Source organism: Ramlibacter sp. (assembly GCA_019635435.1).
Classification (GTDB): domain Bacteria; phylum Pseudomonadota; class Gammaproteobacteria; order Burkholderiales; family Burkholderiaceae_C; genus JAHBZM01.
Window position 1 is genome coordinate 1,232,397 of sequence record JAHBZM010000001.1, and the last position, 16,944, is coordinate 1,249,340.

Consider the following 16,944-nt stretch of genomic DNA (forward strand, 5'->3'; position numbering starts at 1 on the left):
CTCATCGGGGCGGTTTTTCAGGCGTCACCAGGTTTGTCAGCCCCGTGGGCGATCTGGCAGCTATGTGCAGATGAACGTAGCCGAGCATTCTGCGCAGCAGCGGGGTCTCCTGTGAAGGAAGCCACATGCACTGGATGGTCGATATGGCTGCCGCGTCCTTGAGCGGCACAAACGCCGCCGCAATCCCGCTGTTCGCCAGGCTTGCCGGGACGATGGCCACGCCCATTCCTTTGGACACCATCGAGACGACGCTCAGCCATTGCCTGACCTTGTGCCGGATGTTCGGGTTGAATCCGGCTTCAACACACAACGACAGGATGCGGTCAAAGTAGGATGGCGAGGCCGCACGCGAGAAGATGATGAAACGCTCTCGCTGCAGGCGGACCAGATCAATCTCCACATGGGTTGCCAGGCGATGGCTTCGCGGCAGGCAGGCGACCAGGGGCTCGCTGTACACCGTCAGCGATGCCAGGCCTTCGGGGGCCAACATGGTGTGCACAAAGCCCATGTCCAGCGCGCCGACGGATAGCGCCCGGACCTGCTCGTCAGACGACATCTCCACCAGATCGATTTCGATCAGGGGCTCCTCCCGCTCGATCGCGGCCACCGACTCCGGCAGCCCCCGAAACAGCATCGAGGCATGAAACCCGATTCTCAAGCGCCCCTTGGTTCCGCCGGCCACGCCGCGGCTGACCGCGTAGGCCTCCTGGGCCTGGGCGATCACCCGCTTGGCGTGCTGATAGAAGGCCTCCCCCGCCGGCGTCAGCCGAACGCCACGGTTGCCGCGAAGCACCAGCGCAACGCCAAGGTGGGCTTCCAGTTTGCGGATTGCCACACTGAACGGCGGTTGTGAAACATGGCAGCGCACCGCCGCGCGACTGAAGCTCAGTTCCTCCGCCAAGGCCGTAAAAAACCTCAGGTGGCGCAATTCGATGGCTTCCAGACTCATGCGGGCGGGTAGGTATTGAACGGCGCATGCTACTTCACCGGATCGGGCGACGACAGTATTTTTGTTGTCGGCCCCCGCGGAATACCTCCCCCGAATGCATCGATATGAATTGCGAATAGGGCTGGCGCTGCATGCCCGGGCATTCCATGATCCCGACAGCTTTTCCTCCCGTCCCGGGAACGCAACCGCCGGACTTGTCCAGCGTGCCACGCCCCGTTTGCAAGAAAGACTCATGCGCAGCCAAACCAGCCTGTACGACCTGTTCCGCCAATCGGCGCAGGCCTTTGAAACCCACCCTTTCCTGGCCGTGCCCGGTCGGCTGGTCAGTGCCTGGGAGGTCGCGAAGGAAATTGGTTTTGGTGATGCAAGCCTGCGTGTCGAAACGCTGAAGGCGCACTATTCGGCCCAGGGCGTGGGGGTGGGCGACCGTGTGGCGCTGGCCTTTGAATCGCGTCCCGAATTTGTGTTCCACTACCTGGCGCTGAATGGGCTGGGTTCGTGCGTGGTGCCCCTGAACACCGACCTGACCGTCGCCGAGCTGTCCTACCAGGTGGGCCACGCCAACTGCGGCGCGGTGGTGGGGCTGCCCGCGCTGAGGCCTCTGCTGGCCAGCGCCATAGCGGCTACCGGCAGGCCGCTGCCTCTCAGCACCAGTGGGCCTGAAGGCTTGGCCCGTCCATGGAGGCCCGAGGGAAAGGAACTGCCGGCTTTCAGCAGTCCGCTGGATCGCTTTGCGGCCATCCTCTACACCTCGGGCACCACCGGCAGGCCCAAGGGTTGTGTACTGACCAACAGGTACATGCTGGAGGCCGCAACCTACAACCTGGGGTTGCCGCCGCACCTGGCCATCGGCGTCGGCACGGAGAGGCAGATGAACCCGCTGCCGCTTTACCACATGAACGCCATGGTCAGCACCTTGGGTTCGGCCATTGTGACCGGCTCCTGCTACGTCATGCCCGGCCGGTTCAGCGCCACCCACTGGTGGGACGACATTGCCGACACCCGGACCACGCGCTTCAAGTACCTCGGCATCATGATCCCAGCGCTGTTGGGCCGGCCTGCAACGGATCGCGACAGGGATTCGGGCGTGCGGCTGGCTTTCGGCGCGGGCGTGGACCCGGTGCTGCACGAGCGGTTCGAACAACGCTTCAGCATTCCCCTCATTGAGGTCTGGGGCATGACGGAGTCGGGCCGCTACATGTGTGTGGACCGGGAGCCCCGGCAAATCCATACGCGAGCCTGCGGGCGCCCCCTCCCGGGCCTGGAAGCCCGCATCGTGGACGAAGAAGGCCGCGAAGCGACCCACGGCATCGCGGGCGAACTGGTAGTGCGCCACAGCGCCGAACAGCCGCGTTACGGGTTCTTCAGCGGATATCTCGATGATCCCGAAGCGACCGAGGCGGCGTGGGCCGGCGGGTGGTTTCACAGTGGCGACCTTTGCACCCGTTCGCCCGATGGCCTGTTCACCTTTGTCGATCGCAAGAAGAACATTGTGCGGCGCAGCGGCGAAAACATCTCGAGCGCGGAAGTCGAGGCCGTGCTGGCCGCCAGCCCGCTGGTCAGCCAGGTGGCCGTGCTGGCGGTGCCTGACGAACTGCGTGATGAGGAAGTGCTGGCATGCGTGGTGCCCGCTGGCGGCGGTGCGCGTGACCGGCTGCTTGCGCTGGCCCTGCACCAGTTCGCGGCGGAGCAACTGGCCTATTACAAGCCGCCCGGCTGGATCTACTTCGTAGACGAGTTGCCAGTCACCGGCACGCAGAAGGTGCAGAAGCACCGCATTTTTCCGGACGGTTTCCGTCCCGGGTTGCCGGGCTTGCACGACCTGCGCGATCAAAAGCGCCGCAAGACCTGAGCCCGGGCATCCCGGCGCAGGCTCCCGGCAACGCCGTGGTGCCTTCCCTCATTCATCAACGATCAGGAGACAAACTTGACCCAAGCCACCGACTCTTCCGGGCATAGCCTCGGTCGTCCCTATGGCCGTGTCGACCGCTATCACCTGCAGCATGTCCACCTGTTCGCCTCGAACATCGACGAGACGATTGCGTTCTACACCAGGTGGTTTGATGCCAAGGTCGTCTGGGATGGCGACTACGCCGGCGCACGCAATATTTTCATGAAGATAGGCATCGGCGCGATGCACCTGTACGACCAGTTGCCGCGCGACCAGGGCCGCAACGCTGTCCACCATCTTGGCATGCAGGTGGTCGGGCTGCGCGACCTGTACGACCGGATGAAGGCAGCAGGCGTGCATCTTCCCAGTCCGCTTCGCGAGCAGTCCGGCAGCGGCTATTTCATGGTCAAGGCGCCGGACGACGTGCTGCTCGAGGTCTTTGAACCTGGCGCCAGCCGCGACCCCGCTGTGCGGGCGTACTACGGCTTGAACGCCGCTGAATGAGGCTGCCCGGCGGCAAACGCCATCTATCCGACAACCCGGCCCTTTGGCCTCTCAAGGAGAAACTCATGCGACTCAATATGCTTGTCTCGATCGCGGCACTCTTGTGCGGCGGCATGGCATCGGCCCAAAACTATCCGGACCGGCCGGTGACGCTCGTTGTGCCGGCCGCTGCGGGCGGCGGCACGGACATCCTCGGAAGGGTACTGGCGGACGAATTCAGAAAACGCCTTCACCAGCCTTTTGTCATCGACAACAAGGCCGGTGCTTCGGGGATGATAGGGACTCATTCAGTTGCTCAGGCACCCGCGGACGGCTACCGCTTGCTGTTCACGTACTCCTCCCCGATCTACTACGCGCGGCACACCTTCGCCAAGGTGCCTTACGACGTGAAGCGTGATCTTGCCGTCATCTCGGAGGTGGCCATGAACACCATGATGCTGGTGGTCAACAACGACGTCCCCGTCAAAAACATGAAGGAGTTCATTGCCTGGGGGCGCAAGGGCAGGGGGAAAATCAGTTATGGGTCGCTCGGCACCGGCTCGGGCGGGCATCTCGTGGCCGCGTACCTGAGCAAGAGCCGAGATCTGGAGATGACCCATGTGCCCTACAAGAGCGAAGCTCCGTTCGCTCAAGACCTCGCTGCCGGGGTTGTGCCTTGGGGGCTGGGCACGCTGGCGCCCATGCTGCCGCTCATCCAGAGTGGCAAGGTGCGTCCTATCGCGGTGCTTTCCGAAAAGCGCCTGCCGGCCTTGCCCAACGTGCCGACCATGAAGGAGGAGGGCTTTGCCGACCCGGAGTTTGTGACGATGTCCTGGTTCGTGCTTGCGGCGCCCGCGGGGACGCCGCGGCCGATCCTCGACGTTCTGGAGAAGCATGCGCGCGAGATCGCACATTCTCCGGCGATGAAGGTGCGGCTCCAGAATCTGGGCATGGAGGCGGTGGGCGGTAGTTCCAGTGACTTCTTGCGCAATTACGAGGCAACCGGTCCGCTGATCGAGAAGTTGGTGACGATCTCGGGCGCGCGCAGCGAATAGCCGGGCGCGCAGCCGCGTCTATCGCAACACCACCCGCATCAACCCCTCCTGCATGGGGGGCGACCAGCCTTCCGTCCTGCGTGTGGATGGAGCCACAGCACAGGGAGCGGTTGCACTGCACCGTTGGGGACGATGTGACACAGTGGCCACGGGTCAATTCGAAAGTCGCGGTGAAACCACATGGTGTGATCGATGCTCGCCATCCGGAATTCCCCATGAAGCAGGTTCAGGCCGTGCGGCAAGGTTACCGTCAGGAGCAGGCCATGGTTGGAAGCGCAGGCCAGCAGCGAACAATGCAGGGCGGGCACGTCGGGCAAAGGCCTGTCGTCCACAGCCAGATGGATGCCCCGGCGGGCGTGCCCATGTCTCCGCTCTGCCCACGGAAGATGTTCTCGGCCACGGGCTCGACCCCGATAGGTTCGACGAGGCGCTTCAGCGCCGCACCCGGCAAGGCAGAGAGATTCTTGGGCCGCGATGTCATGTCGGGTCAATGGCGGTTTTCAACAGGGACTCGAGTTCCCGATAGACGTTGTCGAGCGGCTGCATGCTGCGGGCGGTTCGACACATTGCCACAGTGCCTTCGATGGAGGCCACAACCAGCGCCGCGAGCCGGTGGGCGCGCGCCTGGGAAATGCCTTCGCGCACCAGCGCGGTCACCAGCACAGCCTGCCAGCGCTCGAAGGCCGCCTGGGCCAGGCCGCGCAGGCGTTCCCGGGCCTCTCCCTCCTCGGTCAGTGGCTCCACCGCAACGGCGAGAACGGGACACCCGGACTGGAAATCCGAGTCTCCCAGCACGCGGCGCCACCAGCCGACGAAGGCCTGCAAACCGGCCACCGCGCCCTTGTCTTCCAGAAGTGACTGCAGCGGCTGCGCCACGGCCTCGGTCGCGTAGCGCAGAGCCTCTTCCAGCATCTGCTGTTTTCCTCCGGGAAAGTGATGCGCGAGCGAACCTCGGGGCGTCCCTGTGTGGTGCACCACCTCACGCAAGCTCGTGGCGTGCACGCCGCGCCGACTCATCAGATCAGCGGCTCCAGCGACCATTTTTTCCTTTGTTGAGATGGGCATAAGGGTTCTTCTCTATGTCATTTGTCATAGTGAGTATATGATGCCGAACCATGACAACTGTCATAGAACCGTCTGAAACCCGTGTCGAGCAGACCGCCTGCATCCTTTGTTCGCGCAACTGCGGACTGAAGGTGAAAACGGAGAACGGCCATTTCGTCAGCGTGCGCGGCGACGACGCGCACGTGGTCAGCAAGGGATATCTGTGCCAGAAGGCTGCCCGGCTTGACCACTACCAGCACCACGACGACCGATTGCGGCACCCCCTCAAGCGCATGCCGGATGGCCAGTTCCAGCGTGTCGGCTGGGCGCAGGCTTTGGCGGAAATCGCCGAACGCCTGACCGACATCCGCGGTCGCCATGGCGGCGACGCCTTTGCATTTGTGGGCGGTGGTGGCCAGGGCAACCACCTTGGCGGCGTGTACAGCCGACAGTTGCTGGCCGCCATGGGTAGCCGCTACGCTTACAGTTCCCTGGCCCAGGAGAAGACCGGCGACTTCTGGGTCAATGGACGTCTTTTTGGCCACCAGACTTGCCACACCACCGAAGACGTGGAGCATGCCGACTATGTGATCTTCATTGGTTGCAATCCCTATCAGTCACACGGCATTCCGAACGCGCGCGACACCCTTCGGCACCTGCAGAAGACGCCTGGGCGCACCATGGTCGTGATTGATCCCCGGCGCACTGAATCGGCTCGCCAGGCGCACATCCACTTGCAGCTCAAGCCGGGAACCGACGCCTTTCTGCTGTCAGCCATGCTGGCAATCATTGTTCGCGAGGGCCTGCACGACCGCGACTTCATCGCCCGCCACTGCAATGGCTTCGAGGCGGTGGAAAAAGCCCTGCGAGAAATTCCGGTCGCGGACCATGTCCACCGCGCCGATGTGCCGCTGGCCGACGTGGAGCGCGTGGCCCGCGATTTCGCCCGCGCGAAGCATGCCTGCGTGCGGGTGGACCTGGGTGTCCAGCACACGCTGCACTGCACGCTCAATGGCTACCTCGAGAAGCTGCTGTACCTGGTGACCGGCCATTTCGGGCGGCGGGGTTGCAACAACCTGCACACGCTCATGCTGCCCATGCTGGGCCACACCGACGAGCGGGAGATGCGGGGTGGCCGGCCGCTCAAACGCACAGCCCACCATGGCATGCATCCGATTGCCGGCATGTATCCGCCCAACGTGCTGCCGGATGAGATCCTCAAGGCGGGAGACAGGCGCCTGCGCGCCGTCTTCGTTGACAGCAGCAACCCGGTTCTGACCTACGCCGACACAGGCGCGCAGGAACGCGCTTTCGGTGCCCTGGACCTGCTGGTGGTCGTCGACGTGGCGATGACCGAGACCGCACGGCTGGCGCATTACATTCTCCCGGCTTCCACGCAGTTCGAAAAAGTCGAGGCAACCGGATTCAACCTGGAATTCCCGGACAACTTCTTTCACCTTCGGGCTCCTGTCCTGCAATCGCAGGACGACACCCTGCCCGAGCCCGAGATCTACACCCGGCTGCTGGAGGCGATGGGCGCCATCCCCCGGCGCTTTCCCCTTTTGGCCAGCGTGGCGCACTCCCCATTTCGGGGCAGCCGCTATCGCTTCTATCTTGCGGCCCTGGGGGTGACGCTGGCGCTGCGCAGCCGCTGCCAACCCTTCGCCGCGTCCATCCTCTACCGCACGCTGGGACCGGCGTTGCCCGAAGGCCTCGAAGCAGCAGCTTTCCTGCTGCCGTTGAGCGAGCAGTACGCGCGGCGCTACCGTGAGGCCGTGGAGCGCGCCGGACACAGAGACGGCGCGGCGCTGTTCGATGCGATTCTTCACGGGCGCTCAGGTGTCATTCTCAGTCGGCATCTCCAAGAGGAGAGCTGGTCGTTGATGCGCACACCGGATCGGCGGGTCCACCTTGATGTTCCGGAAATGTTGCATGAAATGGGCGCGCTGGCGGCTGAACCTGCCATCGAGGCGAAGTTTGTACTCATGGCGGGGGAACGGCGCACCTACAACGCCAACCAGATATTCCGGTCGCCGGACTGGCGCAAGACCGATCCTGGCGGTGCGCTGCGCATGCATCCGGACGACGCGCAGATGCTAGGCGTTACTGCAGGCGACCGGGTGCGTTGCACCACAGAGGGCGGCAGCCTTGACGTGGACGTTGAGACGGATGACGGCTTGCGCCGCGGGGTGGTCACGCTCCCGCACGGCTATGGCCAGCGCTACAACGGGGGCTTGCCCGTGGGTCCGACCATCAACCGCCTGACCACGCTGCACCAATGCGACCCGCTGACAAAGACCCCATTCCACAAACACCTGCCCGTCCGCATCGAAAAGCTGGGGCAGGCCACCGCCCCCGAGGAGACGCCCCTTGAGCACTGAAAGCAAGGCCCCTGAAGTCCGCACCGTGATCCAGGATCACGTGTGTGTGATCACGCTGGACAACGCCACGAAGAGGAACGCCATCACGCCTGACATGATGCAGCAGCTGTCGCGGCAACTCACCGCCTTCGAGGACAACGACGACCTGTGGGTGGCGGTGTTGGACCCCGCCGGTGAACACACCACGGCAGGCCTGGACATGCCGCAGTTCTTTGGCCCGAGTGCCACGGCCAGGCCGATCCCGGACGACCAGGTGGACCCATTCGGCCTGAAGCGCCGCTGCCACAAGCCGGTGATCTCCGTCGTGCATGGCGTCACCTACACCGCGGGCATCGAGATGATGCTGGCCAGCGATATCGTCATTGCGGCCGACACGGCCCGCTTTGGCCAGTTGGAAGCCCGCAGGGGCATCGCACCTCTGGGCGGTGCGCACTACCGCTACCTGACTCGCATGGGCTGGGGCAACGCGATGTACCACTTGTTCCTGTGCGAGGAGTTCCCGGCAGCGCGCGCGCTGCAGCTCGGGCTGGTCCAGGAGGTGCTTCCCTTTGGACCTCACCGCGCCAGGGCACTGGAGATTGCCCGCAAGATCTGCGAATGCGCTCCCATCGGCCTGCGCGCCACCAAGGAGGCCGCGCTGACCTACATCCACGAAGGGGAGCAGGCAGCCATCGCCGCCATTGCCGGCATCCGCAAGAAGGTATTTGCTTCTGCGGACTTCAAGGAAGGCATTCAGTCATTCATGGAGCGGCGGTCCGCCCGCTTCCAGGGGCGCTGAACAGGATCACGAACTGAAAGGAAACCAATCGCATGACCATCGTCACCGTCACGACCCCCCATGGCCGGCTTTCCGGCGATCAACGACGCGAATTGTCAGAGACCCTGACCGACGCCGTTCTGGTGCCCGAGGTGGGCCAGCCCGCGCCGCCCGCGCGCATAGGGTTCCAGGTGCATTTTGCCGAAAAGGCGCTGGATTGCCTGGCGATTGGAGGCCGCTTGCTCAGCGACCAGACGCCACCACCCGACGTGGCCACCATCGACGTCTGCGTCATGGATGCCGCCTGGCCGCCGTCTGTGCGCAAGCAGGTCATAGAGAACGTTCTCGCCGCGATGGCGAAAGCTTGCGGACTGGAAAAGCCGTCGCCAGCATGGTGGGTGAACTTCCGCACCATTGACGAAGGCAGTTGGGGATCCCGAGGCGGCGTGCTGTCCATCCTGGATTTGCTCGCCAGTGGCGTCTTCACACCCGCGCGCATCGCGGAGATTCGCAAGGCTCTTGAGTGAAGCAATTGGGTTGCGGGGTGCACAGCAGGCGTCCTACCACTGCCCCGCTTCCACCCGTATTGCCACCTCGCAGTCGTCAAAGATCTCCAGCTTGGCGATCTTGACGCGCACGCCCAGCACGCCGGGCAGCTGCATCAGGCGCTGGGCCAGCTTGCCGATCAGGCTTTCGAGCAGGTTCACATGCTCGGCCGTGCATTCGTCGATGATGATCTGGCGCACCTTGCGGTAGTCCAGCACATGGGTGATCTCGTCGTCGCGCGGGCGCAGGTCCTGCGGGCCCAGGTTCAGCTCGGCGTCCACCTGGATCGGCTGCGGGCTGGTCTTTTCGTGGTCCAGGATGCCCAGGTTGGCGTCAAAGCGCAGCCCGGTGAGCGTGAGGGTCTGGCTGCCCAGGGCATTGTTCATGGCTGCATCAGCGAAAAGTCGCGTTCAAATTTCATGAGGTGCTGGCCGCCATCCACCAGCAGCGTGGTGCCGGTGATGGACTCGTTCTCCAGCGCAAACTTCACCGTGGCCGCCACGTCGGCGGCGCTCGACGAGCGGCCCAGCGGCGAGAGCTTGTGCAGGGCCTCGAACTTCTCGTCGCTCAGCATGTGGCTGGTCAGCGTGAGGCCGGGCGCCACGCCCACCACGCGCAGCCGCGGCGCCAGCGCCTGCGCCAGCAGGGTGTTGGCCGATTCCAGCGCGGCCTTGGACAGGGTGTAGCTGAAGAAGTCGGGGTTGGGGTTCCATAGCTTCTGGTCCAGCAGGTTCACCAGCGCGCCGGTGCCGTCGCGCCCGGCCAGGTGCGCGTGCAGGGCCTGGGCCAGCAGCACGGCCGCGCCGGTGTTGATGCGCATATGGGCTTCCATGGCGGTGTAACCAAAGCTTCTGGCTGTGTCATGCTGGAACAGCGAGGCGTTGTGCACCACGGCGTCCAGCCGGCCCATCCGGGCAACCACACGCGGCACCAGGGCCCGGGTCGCGGCTTCGTCGGCCAGATCGGCATCAAAAGCGGCTGGAGTCCAGGCGTGGCGGCCACAGTCTGCTACGGTTTTCATAGCGTCCTGCTCCGAGCCGCGGTAGTGCACGGCCACCTGCCAGCCGCCGGCCGCGAGCGCCAGCGCAATCTCGCGGCCCAGCCGTTTGGCGGCGCCGGTCACCAGCACGGTACGCGGGGCGGGGGTGGTCATTCAGGGACAATCGGGTCGGATGACAGAAGCCCAGAGTTTAACGACCGCCCTTGAGAAACTGGTGCAGCGGGCCATTGCGCAGGCCGGTGGCTGGTTGCCCTTTGACCGCTTCATGGCGCTGGCGCTGTACGCGCCCGGCCTGGGCTACTACGCCAGCCACAGCCGCAAGTTCGGCCAGATGCCCGAGTCCGGCAGCGATTTTGTGACCGCGCCCGAGCTGTCCCCCCTGTTTGGCCGCGCGCTCGCGGTGCAGGTGGCCGATGCCCTGCGCGCCACCGGCACCCGAGAAGTCTGGGAGTTTGGCGCCGGCTCGGGGGCGCTGGCCGGCCAGCTGCTGGACGCGCTGGGCGAGGACGTGGACCGCTACACCATCGTGGATTTGTCGGGCACGCTGCGCGAGCGCCAGCAGGCGGCGCTGGCCGGCCACGCGCCCCGCGTGCAGTGGGCCAGCGAGCTGCCCGAACAGATGCGCGGCGTGGTCGTGGGCAACGAGGTGCTCGACGCCATGCCCGTGAAGCTGCTGGTGCGCACCGCCGGCATATGGCACGAGCGCGGCGTGGCCTGGCATGACAGCCGCTGCACCTGGGCCGACCAGCCCACCGAACTGCGCCCGCCGGTGGAAGTGAAGGGCGATCACGACTACCTGACCGAAATCCACCCCCAGGCCGAGGCCTTCATGCGCACGCTGGCCGACCGCCTGGTGCAGGGTGCGGCCTTTCTGCTGGACTACGGCTTCCCCGAAGCCGAGTACTACCACCCGCAGCGCCACATGGGCACGCTGATGTGCCACCGCGCCCACCAGGCCGACGGCGACCCGCTGGCCGATCTGGGCCTGAAAGACATCACCGCCCACGTCAATTTCACCGGCGTGGCGCTGGCCGCGCAGGAGGCGGGCCTGCCCACGCTGGGCTATGCCACGCAGGCGCGCTTTCTCATGAACTGCGGCGTGGTGGACCTGATGGCCGCCGCCAGCGTGGCCCAGCGCACCAACGCGCTGAAGCTGGTCAACGAGCACGAGATGGGTGAGCTGTTCAAGGTGATCGCGCTGTCCCGCACCCTGGGGTGGGAGCCGCTGGGCTTTCTGCAGGGCGACCGCACCCACACTTTATGATGGCCGGATGATTCGCTGGCTCCTGGTGATCTTTCTGGCGCTGATCTTCATCAGCTGGTTCACGCCCCTGCTGCAAAAACTGGGGGTGGGTCGCCTGCCTGGCGACTTCCGCTTCCGCCTGTTCGGGCGCGAATGGTTCATCCCCCTGGCGTCCACCGTGCTGCTCAGCGTGGTGGCGGGCCTGATCGCCAAATGGGTCTGACGCGCGCATGAAAGCCTGCATCGACATCGGCGGAACCAAGGTGGCCGTGAGCCTGGCGCCACCCACCACCGACGCGGCGCGGCCACCCGAACTGCAGGCGCGCCGCGCCGAACCCACGGCCAAGACCGGCGACAACGGCGCGCTGGCGCGACAGATCCTGCGGCTGCTCGATGAAGCCTGCGCCCAGGCCGGGGTGGCGCCGGCCGATGTCACCGGTGCCGGCGTGTCATCGTGCGGGCCGTTTGTGCTCAACGCCGGCTGCGTGGAGCTGGCCACGCCCAACATCTGCGGCGGCCTGGCCGGCCCGGCGCGTGGCCTGCCCAACGACTGGACCCATGTGCCACTGGAGGCGGCACTGCGCCAGCGGTTCGCCCACCTGCGCGTGGAGAACGACGGCGTGGCCGCGCTGGAGGCCGAGCGCCGCTGGGGTGCGCTGCAGGGCCTGGACCATTGCGCCTACGTGACCTGGAGCACCGGCGTGGGCGTGGGCCTGTGCGTGGACGGCCGCGTGCTGCGCGGCAAGAACGGCAACGCCGGTCATGCCGGGCATACCTTTGTCAGCGACACCGACCTCAACGCCCTGTGCGGTTGTGGCAATGTGGGCGATGTGGAAGGCCTGGTGGCCGGCAATGCCGTGGCCCGCCGCTTTGAGGGTGACGCCGCCGCGATGCTCACCGCGGCAGGCGCCGGCGACGCCGCGGCCCTGGCGCAGGTGGACGCGCTGTGCCGCGTCATGGGCCGCATGCTCTACAACCTGACCGTCACTCTCGACCTGCAGCGCATCAGCCTGGGCGGCAGCGTGTTCTGGCACCACCGCGCGCTGCTGTTGCCCCGCCTGCAGGCCCAGCTCGATGGCCGACTGCCCGCACTCACGGCCGGGGTGGAGCTGGTGCCGGCAGGCCTGGGCGAGCGTGTGGGGGATTACGCGGCGCTGGCGTTGGTGGGCTGAGGAATGTCATGGCCGGCATCTCCGAGAACGCGTCGCATGCGAATGCTGATGGGTTGCTGCTTGCTGGCATTTTCTGTATGGCTGGTTTTGCCAAATCGCAACGTGTACGGCAATCCGTCGATAGAAGATCAGCTGAGCAGCTGCAACTTGCCCAGTGGCGCGGTCGTGCGGCTATACAAGGGCAACGGAGGCGCGACCACTTCGTACTGGTACAGCCTCACCCATGAGGGAGGACTTTTTGAACGTGAAAAGCAGATTGCATTCGCCTATTCCTCCCCGGTTTTCACTGCGGTCGCGTGCAATGGAGACGAAATGACATTGAGCAGCAGCGCATCTGATGAGAGCTTCACTGCTGCTCAATTGGGAGACCTGCGACAGCACCCGAAGATTTACTGGAAAGAGAAGCTGGAGGGCACCGGACCACAGAAATCACCGGACCTGATGGACGCCATTCAGTTTATCGGGGCGGCTGCATTGTTCGTTGCTGCGATTTTTCTGATCAAGCAAGGCGTTTGGCGAAATCGTTAGCTCAACCTGAGACATCAAGCATGTGGAATCACAGAAAATGGGAGTCGCAATCATCCTGCTCATGGGCTTCCAGATGATTGTCGTTATGGCGCTGACCAGACTGAACAAGAAGCACTTCGCTGGAAGGCCGGCCCTGGAGTACTCGCTGGTCATTCGCGACCTTGCCAAAGAAAAGCCGTTGGCAGCCTTCATCATCAGGGCTTGCTATGCGCTGGCATTGCTGGAAGTCCTTTTTTCATATTTCTGGGTAAATTCTTCCGGAAAGTAGCTTGAATTCCAGAATTGACTTGATCCTGATCCGGTGAATAGCGAACTGTTTTTTTATGCGCCCCGTAGATTCACTGCTGATTCCCATCCACATGCTGAATGCGCTTTGGATTGTCAGAATATTCTGGCTTCGCTGGATGAGCGGAGTGGCGGAAATGAATTACCTCAAGGACGTGCCCCTGTGCTTCCTGCTGCTTTCCTGCGCCTTTCTTCATCTGTGGCGCTGGAGATTGATCGCAGGCGAATCAGACGAAAAGGTATATGCCTCTTCCATTGAATTGCGACGGGATATTCGCGGTGTCGCAGCCGCCATGTACGCAGCGGTTCCCTATTTGGTTCCGCTTGTCCCGAACGATGAAGTCCTCTCTGCTCACGCAGAAAAGAAAATCAATCTGCTGAAATCCATTGAGATTCACAAAAAGTCCGATCTGATTTTCCATCTCTTTGAAGTCGAATGGTTTTTGGGGGTCCATTTCCTCATGCTGGTTCTTGCCCTGTTCGGTCTGTACTCGGGGGGCCTGCCCAGCTTCGCATCAGCACTCTCCCGAATCTGGTTCATATCCCCCTTGATGAATGCGGTCGGCGCTGGACTGCTCATTCAAGGGGCTGCGACGATGCTTTTCGTTATTGTGTTTGGTCGACTCAGGCGGTGAATCGCAACGCGGTCAAACGCGCCAGTGGTGACGTTCGGGTGAACTTAGGAGGACAAGTCCGTCGCCACCGCCGCAACCCGTGCCTTCTGGATCAATTCACCCACCTTTGGGCCTGTAGTCCCCGCCAGCCGGGCACTTTCAGCTATTGATTTGGTAGCAACGGCCTGTGCGGCCGCGAGCGCGGCGAGCAGGCGCGGGCGCTGCGGGTAGGGCTGCTCCTGCAGGCCCAGGCGGCCGCGGGCGTCGCACTCGCAGGCCAGCAGCACCTGCTCAAAGCGCTGGGGCTTGCGGAAGGCGTCGCAGCGTTCCAGCAGCCGCACGATGGCGGCGGCGTTGAGGCTTTCGCTGCGGTGCACGTTGCCATGCTCGCGCGCCACCACGTCGGCCAGTTCGCGGCAGTCGGTGGGCACGCGCAGGCGCTCGCACACGCCCTTGAGCAGGCGCGCGCTGCGCTCCTCATGGCCGATGTGGCGCGGCAGCACGTCGGCGGGCGTGGTGCCCTTGCCCAGGTCGTGCGTGAGGCAGGCAAAGCGCACGGCCAGCGGCGCGTCCAGCCGCGCGCTCATGTCCAGCACCATCATCAAATGCACGCCGGTGTCCACCTCGGGGTGGTACTCGGCGCGCTGGGGCACGCCCCACAGTTTGTTCACCTCGGGCAGCAGCACCTGCAACGCGCCGCATTCGCGCAGCACCTCGAACATGCGTGAGGGTTGCTGTTCCATCAGGCCGCGCGCCAGTTCCTGCCACACGCGCTCGGCCACCAGCGCGGCCACTTCGCCGTCGGCCACCATCTCTCGCATCAGCGCCAGGGTTTCGGCTGCCACGGTGAAGTCGGCAAAGCGCGCGGCAAAGCGGGCCAGCCGCAAAATGCGCACCGGGTCTTCGCGGAAGGCGTCGGTCACATGGCGCAGCACCCGGGCCTGCAGGTCGCGCTGGCCACCGTGGGGGTCGATCAGGCCGTCGGTGCCCGTGGCATCGGCGGGCTGGGCGATGGCGTTGATGGTGAGGTCGCGCCGGGCCAGGTCTTCTTCCAGCGTGACATCGGGCGCGGCCTGGATGGCGAAGCCGTGGTAGCCCTGCGCGGTCTTGCGCTCGGTGCGCGCCAGCGCGTATTCCTCGCGGGTCTCGGGGTGCAGGAACACGGGGAAGTCCTTGCCCACGGGCAGGTAGCCCTGCGCCGTCAGGGCCTCGGGCGTGCTGCCCACCACGACCCAGTCGTGGTCGCTCACGGGCAGGCCCAGCAAGGCATCGCGCACCGCACCACCAACCCGGTAAATCTTCATGGGGCCAGTGTAAATGGCCCCTGCGGTTCGACCGGTGTCAGGCCGGTTGCAAGGCCTGCCAGACCTTGTGGGCCTGCGCCTGCACGCCGGGCGGCGTGGGCGGCAGCGGCAGGCGGCATTCACCCACGGCATGCCCCAGCGATCGCAGCATGGCCTTGATCGACATGGAGAACACCGAGTCGTCGGTGTTGATGAAGGCGAACGAGTCAAGCATCAGCGCGTTGGCGGCGCGCGCCGCGGCCATGTCGCCGCGACGGAAGGCCGCCAGCATCTGCTGGAACTGCGGCCCGGTCCAGTGCGTGCTGGTGCCCACCACGCCCACGGCGCCGCAGGCCAGCAGGGGCAGGGTGAAGGGGTCGTCGCCCGAGTACAGGTCAAAGTGCTCGCCGGCCTGCGCCACCAGCGCGGCGGCGGCCGGCGGGTCGCCGGTGGCATCTTTGAAAGCCACGATGTTGTCAACCTCGCGGAACAGGCGCAGCAGCACATCGGGGCTGATGCGCCGGCCGGTGCGCACCGGCACGTCGTAAATCATCACGGGCAGGTTGGTGGCGGCCGCGCAGGCGCGCAGGTGGGCCTCGATGCCGGCCTGCGGCGGGCGGTTGTAGTAGGGGCTCACGACCAGCACGCCGGCAGCGCCCAGGCCGCGTGCCTGGCGCGTGAGCGCCACGCTGTGGGCCGTGTCGTTGCTGCCCGTGCCGGCCACCACGGGCACGGTCACGGCCTCGCTCACGGCGCGAACCAGGTCGCAGCGCTCGTCGTCGGTCAGCGTGGAGGCCTCGCCCGTGGTGGCGGCCACCACGAGGCCGTCGTTGCCATGATCGACCAGCCAGCGCGCCAGACGCCGCGCGGCGTCCAGGTCGAGCCGGCCCTGCGCGTCGAACGGCGTGACCATGGCGCTCATGACCGCGCCGAAGTAGCGGGGCGCGCTCATCGCGACATCCGGTAGGGCTCCTCAAAGTCGAGGAAGTCTTTCTCGGCCAGGGCGTCGTCGATCCAGGCCTTGACGCCGGGCAGCGCGCAGACGCGGCGGATGTAGTCGGTGATGTGGCCGGGCACGGGCAGCCCGTAGTTCTTCAGGCGCAGGCAGACCGGGGCAAAGTAGGCGTCGGCAATGCTGAACTCGCCAAACAGCATGGGGCCGCCATGGGCTTCCAGCAGGCCGCTCCACATGCCCACGATGCGCTGCACGTCGGCGCGCACATCGGGCTTGTCGCGCCAGATCAGTGCCCCCGCGGAGGCCAGGGAGGCCTCGACGTTCATGGGGCAGGCGCTGCGCAGCGCGCCAAAGCCGCTGTGCATTTCGGCGCAGATGCTGCGCGCGCGGGCCCGCGCCGCGGCGTCCTGCGGCCAGAGCTTCTTGCCGGGAAACTTCTCGGCCAGGTACTCGGCAATGGCCAGCGTGTCCCACACCACGAGGGCGTCGTCCACCAGCACCGGCACCTTGCCGACAGGGTTGATGTCGGCCAGGGCCTTCTTGAAAGAGGAGTCGGCGTCAAAGGAGTCAAAGCGCACCAGCACCTCCTCAAACGGGATGCCGGCCTGCTTGAGCAGCACCCAGGGGCGCATGGACCAGGACGAGTAGTTCTTGTTGCCGATGTAGAGCTTGAGCATGGGGCTTCCTTGTTGCGATGCCCCGCATGCTAGCGCCGCGCCTGGCGGGCATTGATGCCAAAAATCGCCGGAATTGATGCG

Annotated in this window: 20 protein-coding genes; 12 read left to right on the forward strand and 8 right to left on the reverse strand. The window is 65.0% G+C overall.

Annotated features, from left to right (window positions below; genetic code table 11):
* Position 1: 1 nt before the first annotated feature.
* A complete protein-coding gene (locus KF796_05855; protein ID MBX3586147.1) occupies positions 2-949 on the reverse strand; it encodes a LysR family transcriptional regulator in 948 nt (315 codons plus the stop codon).
* Between the two features lie 232 nt (positions 950-1,181).
* On the opposite strand from KF796_05855, the gene KF796_05860 reads away from it, so the two are divergent.
* The 3 genes from KF796_05860 (at position 1,182) to KF796_05870 (ending at position 4,378) form a co-directional block, all read left to right on the forward strand.
* Positions 1,182-2,801 (forward strand): AMP-binding protein, encoded by a 1,620-nt coding sequence (locus KF796_05860; GenBank protein ID MBX3586148.1) that lies wholly within the window; start codon positions 1,182-1,184, stop codon positions 2,799-2,801.
* 75 nt (positions 2,802-2,876) lie between these two features.
* Positions 2,877-3,344: a VOC family protein gene (locus KF796_05865; protein MBX3586149.1), complete on the forward strand. Its 468-nt coding sequence runs from the start codon at positions 2,877-2,879 to the stop codon at positions 3,342-3,344.
* A 65-nt stretch (positions 3,345-3,409) separates the two neighbouring features.
* Complete coding sequence (locus KF796_05870) at positions 3,410-4,378, forward strand: tripartite tricarboxylate transporter substrate binding protein (GenBank protein ID MBX3586150.1); 969 nt, start codon at positions 3,410-3,412, stop codon at positions 4,376-4,378.
* 38 nt (positions 4,379-4,416) lie between these two features.
* Here KF796_05870 and KF796_05875 read toward each other — a convergent pair whose 3' ends face one another.
* Positions 4,417-4,695, reverse strand: a complete 279-nt coding sequence (locus KF796_05875; protein ID MBX3586151.1) for a hypothetical protein — start codon at positions 4,693-4,695, stop codon at positions 4,417-4,419.
* 160 nt (positions 4,696-4,855) lie between these two features.
* A complete protein-coding gene (locus tag KF796_05880) occupies positions 4,856-5,443 on the reverse strand; it encodes a TetR/AcrR family transcriptional regulator (protein MBX3586152.1) in 588 nt (195 codons plus the stop codon).
* Positions 5,444-5,493: 50 nt separating this feature from the next.
* On the opposite strand from KF796_05880, the gene KF796_05885 reads away from it, so the two are divergent.
* From KF796_05885 to KF796_05895, 3 genes are read left to right on the forward strand one after another with little or no spacing between them, the layout of a single operon-like run.
* Complete coding sequence (locus KF796_05885; GenBank protein ID MBX3586153.1) at positions 5,494-7,803, forward strand: molybdopterin-dependent oxidoreductase; 2,310 nt, start codon at positions 5,494-5,496, stop codon at positions 7,801-7,803.
* Positions 7,793-8,581, forward strand: coding sequence for a crotonase/enoyl-CoA hydratase family protein (locus KF796_05890; protein MBX3586154.1), 789 nt, complete (start codon positions 7,793-7,795; stop codon positions 8,579-8,581). Before KF796_05885 ends, KF796_05890 begins: the two co-directional genes overlap by 11 nt.
* 32 nt (positions 8,582-8,613) lie before the next feature.
* Complete coding sequence (locus tag KF796_05895; protein ID MBX3586155.1) at positions 8,614-9,087, forward strand: tautomerase enzyme; 474 nt, start codon at positions 8,614-8,616, stop codon at positions 9,085-9,087.
* Positions 9,088-9,120: 33 nt separating this feature from the next.
* On the opposite strand, the gene KF796_05900 is transcribed toward KF796_05895, so the two are convergent.
* A complete protein-coding gene (locus tag KF796_05900) occupies positions 9,121-9,492 on the reverse strand; it encodes a dihydroneopterin aldolase (GenBank protein MBX3586156.1) in 372 nt (123 codons plus the stop codon).
* The gene (locus KF796_05905) at positions 9,489-10,259 is read right to left on the reverse strand and encodes an SDR family oxidoreductase (protein MBX3586157.1); all 771 of its coding nucleotides are present in this window, start codon (positions 10,257-10,259) and stop codon (positions 9,489-9,491) included. The genes KF796_05900 and KF796_05905 overlap by 4 nt, the downstream gene beginning before the upstream one ends.
* 19 nt (positions 10,260-10,278) lie before the next feature.
* On the opposite strand from KF796_05905, the gene KF796_05910 reads away from it, so the two are divergent.
* The 6 genes from KF796_05910 to KF796_05935 are packed head-to-tail and all read left to right on the forward strand — an operon-like array spanning position 10,279 to position 13,969.
* The gene (locus KF796_05910; protein MBX3586158.1) at positions 10,279-11,370 is read left to right on the forward strand and encodes an SAM-dependent methyltransferase; all 1,092 of its coding nucleotides are present in this window, start codon (positions 10,279-10,281) and stop codon (positions 11,368-11,370) included.
* Between the two features lie 7 nt (positions 11,371-11,377).
* Positions 11,378-11,572, forward strand: a complete 195-nt coding sequence (locus tag KF796_05915; protein ID MBX3586159.1) for a DUF2905 domain-containing protein — start codon at positions 11,378-11,380, stop codon at positions 11,570-11,572.
* 7 nt (positions 11,573-11,579) lie between these two features.
* Entirely contained in the window at positions 11,580-12,521 is a 942-nt protein-coding gene (locus KF796_05920) for an ROK family protein (protein ID MBX3586160.1), read from the forward strand.
* 36 nt (positions 12,522-12,557) lie between these two features.
* Positions 12,558-13,049, forward strand: coding sequence for a hypothetical protein (locus KF796_05925; GenBank protein ID MBX3586161.1), 492 nt, complete (start codon positions 12,558-12,560; stop codon positions 13,047-13,049).
* 37 nt (positions 13,050-13,086) lie between these two features.
* Positions 13,087-13,317 carry a hypothetical protein gene (locus tag KF796_05930; protein MBX3586162.1) on the forward strand — a complete coding sequence of 77 codons (231 nt, stop codon included), beginning with the start codon at positions 13,087-13,089 and terminating at the stop codon, positions 13,315-13,317.
* 55 nt (positions 13,318-13,372) lie between these two features.
* The gene (locus KF796_05935) at positions 13,373-13,969 is read left to right on the forward strand and encodes a hypothetical protein (protein ID MBX3586163.1); all 597 of its coding nucleotides are present in this window, start codon (positions 13,373-13,375) and stop codon (positions 13,967-13,969) included.
* A gap of 44 nt (positions 13,970-14,013) precedes the next feature.
* Here the strand turns inward: KF796_05935 and KF796_05940 are convergent, their stop codons facing one another.
* From KF796_05940 to KF796_05950, 3 genes are read right to left on the reverse strand one after another with little or no spacing between them, the layout of a single operon-like run.
* Positions 14,014-15,252, reverse strand: coding sequence for a multifunctional CCA addition/repair protein (locus KF796_05940; protein ID MBX3586164.1), 1,239 nt, complete (start codon positions 15,250-15,252; stop codon positions 14,014-14,016).
* Positions 15,253-15,289: 37 nt separating this feature from the next.
* The gene (gene dapA, locus KF796_05945; GenBank protein ID MBX3586165.1) at positions 15,290-16,183 is read right to left on the reverse strand and encodes a 4-hydroxy-tetrahydrodipicolinate synthase; all 894 of its coding nucleotides are present in this window, start codon (positions 16,181-16,183) and stop codon (positions 15,290-15,292) included.
* The gene (locus tag KF796_05950) at positions 16,180-16,863 is read right to left on the reverse strand and encodes a glutathione S-transferase family protein (GenBank protein ID MBX3586166.1); all 684 of its coding nucleotides are present in this window, start codon (positions 16,861-16,863) and stop codon (positions 16,180-16,182) included. Before KF796_05950 ends, dapA begins: the two co-directional genes overlap by 4 nt.
* Between the last annotated feature and the right edge of the window lie 81 nt (positions 16,864-16,944).

What these genes read in the sequence shown, in the direction of transcription:
- KF796_05855 (MBX3586147.1), bottom strand. Translation starts at nt 949, where the DNA reads ATGAGTCTGGAAGCCATCGAATTGCGCCACCTGAGGTTTTTTACGGCC.
- KF796_05860 (MBX3586148.1), top strand. Translation starts at nt 1,182, where the DNA reads ATGCGCAGCCAAACCAGCCTGTACGACCTGTTCCGCCAATCGGCGCAG.
- KF796_05870 (MBX3586150.1), top strand. Translation starts at nt 3,410, where the DNA reads ATGCGACTCAATATGCTTGTCTCGATCGCGGCACTCTTGTGCGGCGGC.
- KF796_05880 (MBX3586152.1), bottom strand. Translation starts at nt 5,443, where the DNA reads ATGCCCATCTCAACAAAGGAAAAAATGGTCGCTGGAGCCGCTGATCTG.
- KF796_05885 (MBX3586153.1), top strand. Translation starts at nt 5,494, where the DNA reads ATGACAACTGTCATAGAACCGTCTGAAACCCGTGTCGAGCAGACCGCC.
- KF796_05895 (MBX3586155.1), top strand. Translation starts at nt 8,614, where the DNA reads ATGACCATCGTCACCGTCACGACCCCCCATGGCCGGCTTTCCGGCGAT.
- KF796_05900 (MBX3586156.1), bottom strand. Translation starts at nt 9,492, where the DNA reads ATGAACAATGCCCTGGGCAGCCAGACCCTCACGCTCACCGGGCTGCGC.
- KF796_05905 (MBX3586157.1), bottom strand. Translation starts at nt 10,259, where the DNA reads ATGACCACCCCCGCCCCGCGTACCGTGCTGGTGACCGGCGCCGCCAAA.
- KF796_05910 (MBX3586158.1), top strand. Translation starts at nt 10,279, where the DNA reads ATGACAGAAGCCCAGAGTTTAACGACCGCCCTTGAGAAACTGGTGCAG.
- KF796_05915 (MBX3586159.1), top strand. Translation starts at nt 11,378, where the DNA reads ATGATTCGCTGGCTCCTGGTGATCTTTCTGGCGCTGATCTTCATCAGC.
- KF796_05920 (MBX3586160.1), top strand. Translation starts at nt 11,580, where the DNA reads ATGAAAGCCTGCATCGACATCGGCGGAACCAAGGTGGCCGTGAGCCTG.
- KF796_05925 (MBX3586161.1), top strand. Translation starts at nt 12,558, where the DNA reads ATGCGAATGCTGATGGGTTGCTGCTTGCTGGCATTTTCTGTATGGCTG.
- KF796_05930 (MBX3586162.1), top strand. Translation starts at nt 13,087, where the DNA reads ATGGGAGTCGCAATCATCCTGCTCATGGGCTTCCAGATGATTGTCGTT.
- KF796_05935 (MBX3586163.1), top strand. Translation starts at nt 13,373, where the DNA reads ATGCGCCCCGTAGATTCACTGCTGATTCCCATCCACATGCTGAATGCG.
- KF796_05940 (MBX3586164.1), bottom strand. Translation starts at nt 15,252, where the DNA reads ATGAAGATTTACCGGGTTGGTGGTGCGGTGCGCGATGCCTTGCTGGGC.
- dapA (MBX3586165.1), bottom strand. Translation starts at nt 16,183, where the DNA reads ATGAGCGCGCCCCGCTACTTCGGCGCGGTCATGAGCGCCATGGTCACG.
- KF796_05950 (MBX3586166.1), bottom strand. Translation starts at nt 16,863, where the DNA reads ATGCTCAAGCTCTACATCGGCAACAAGAACTACTCGTCCTGGTCCATG.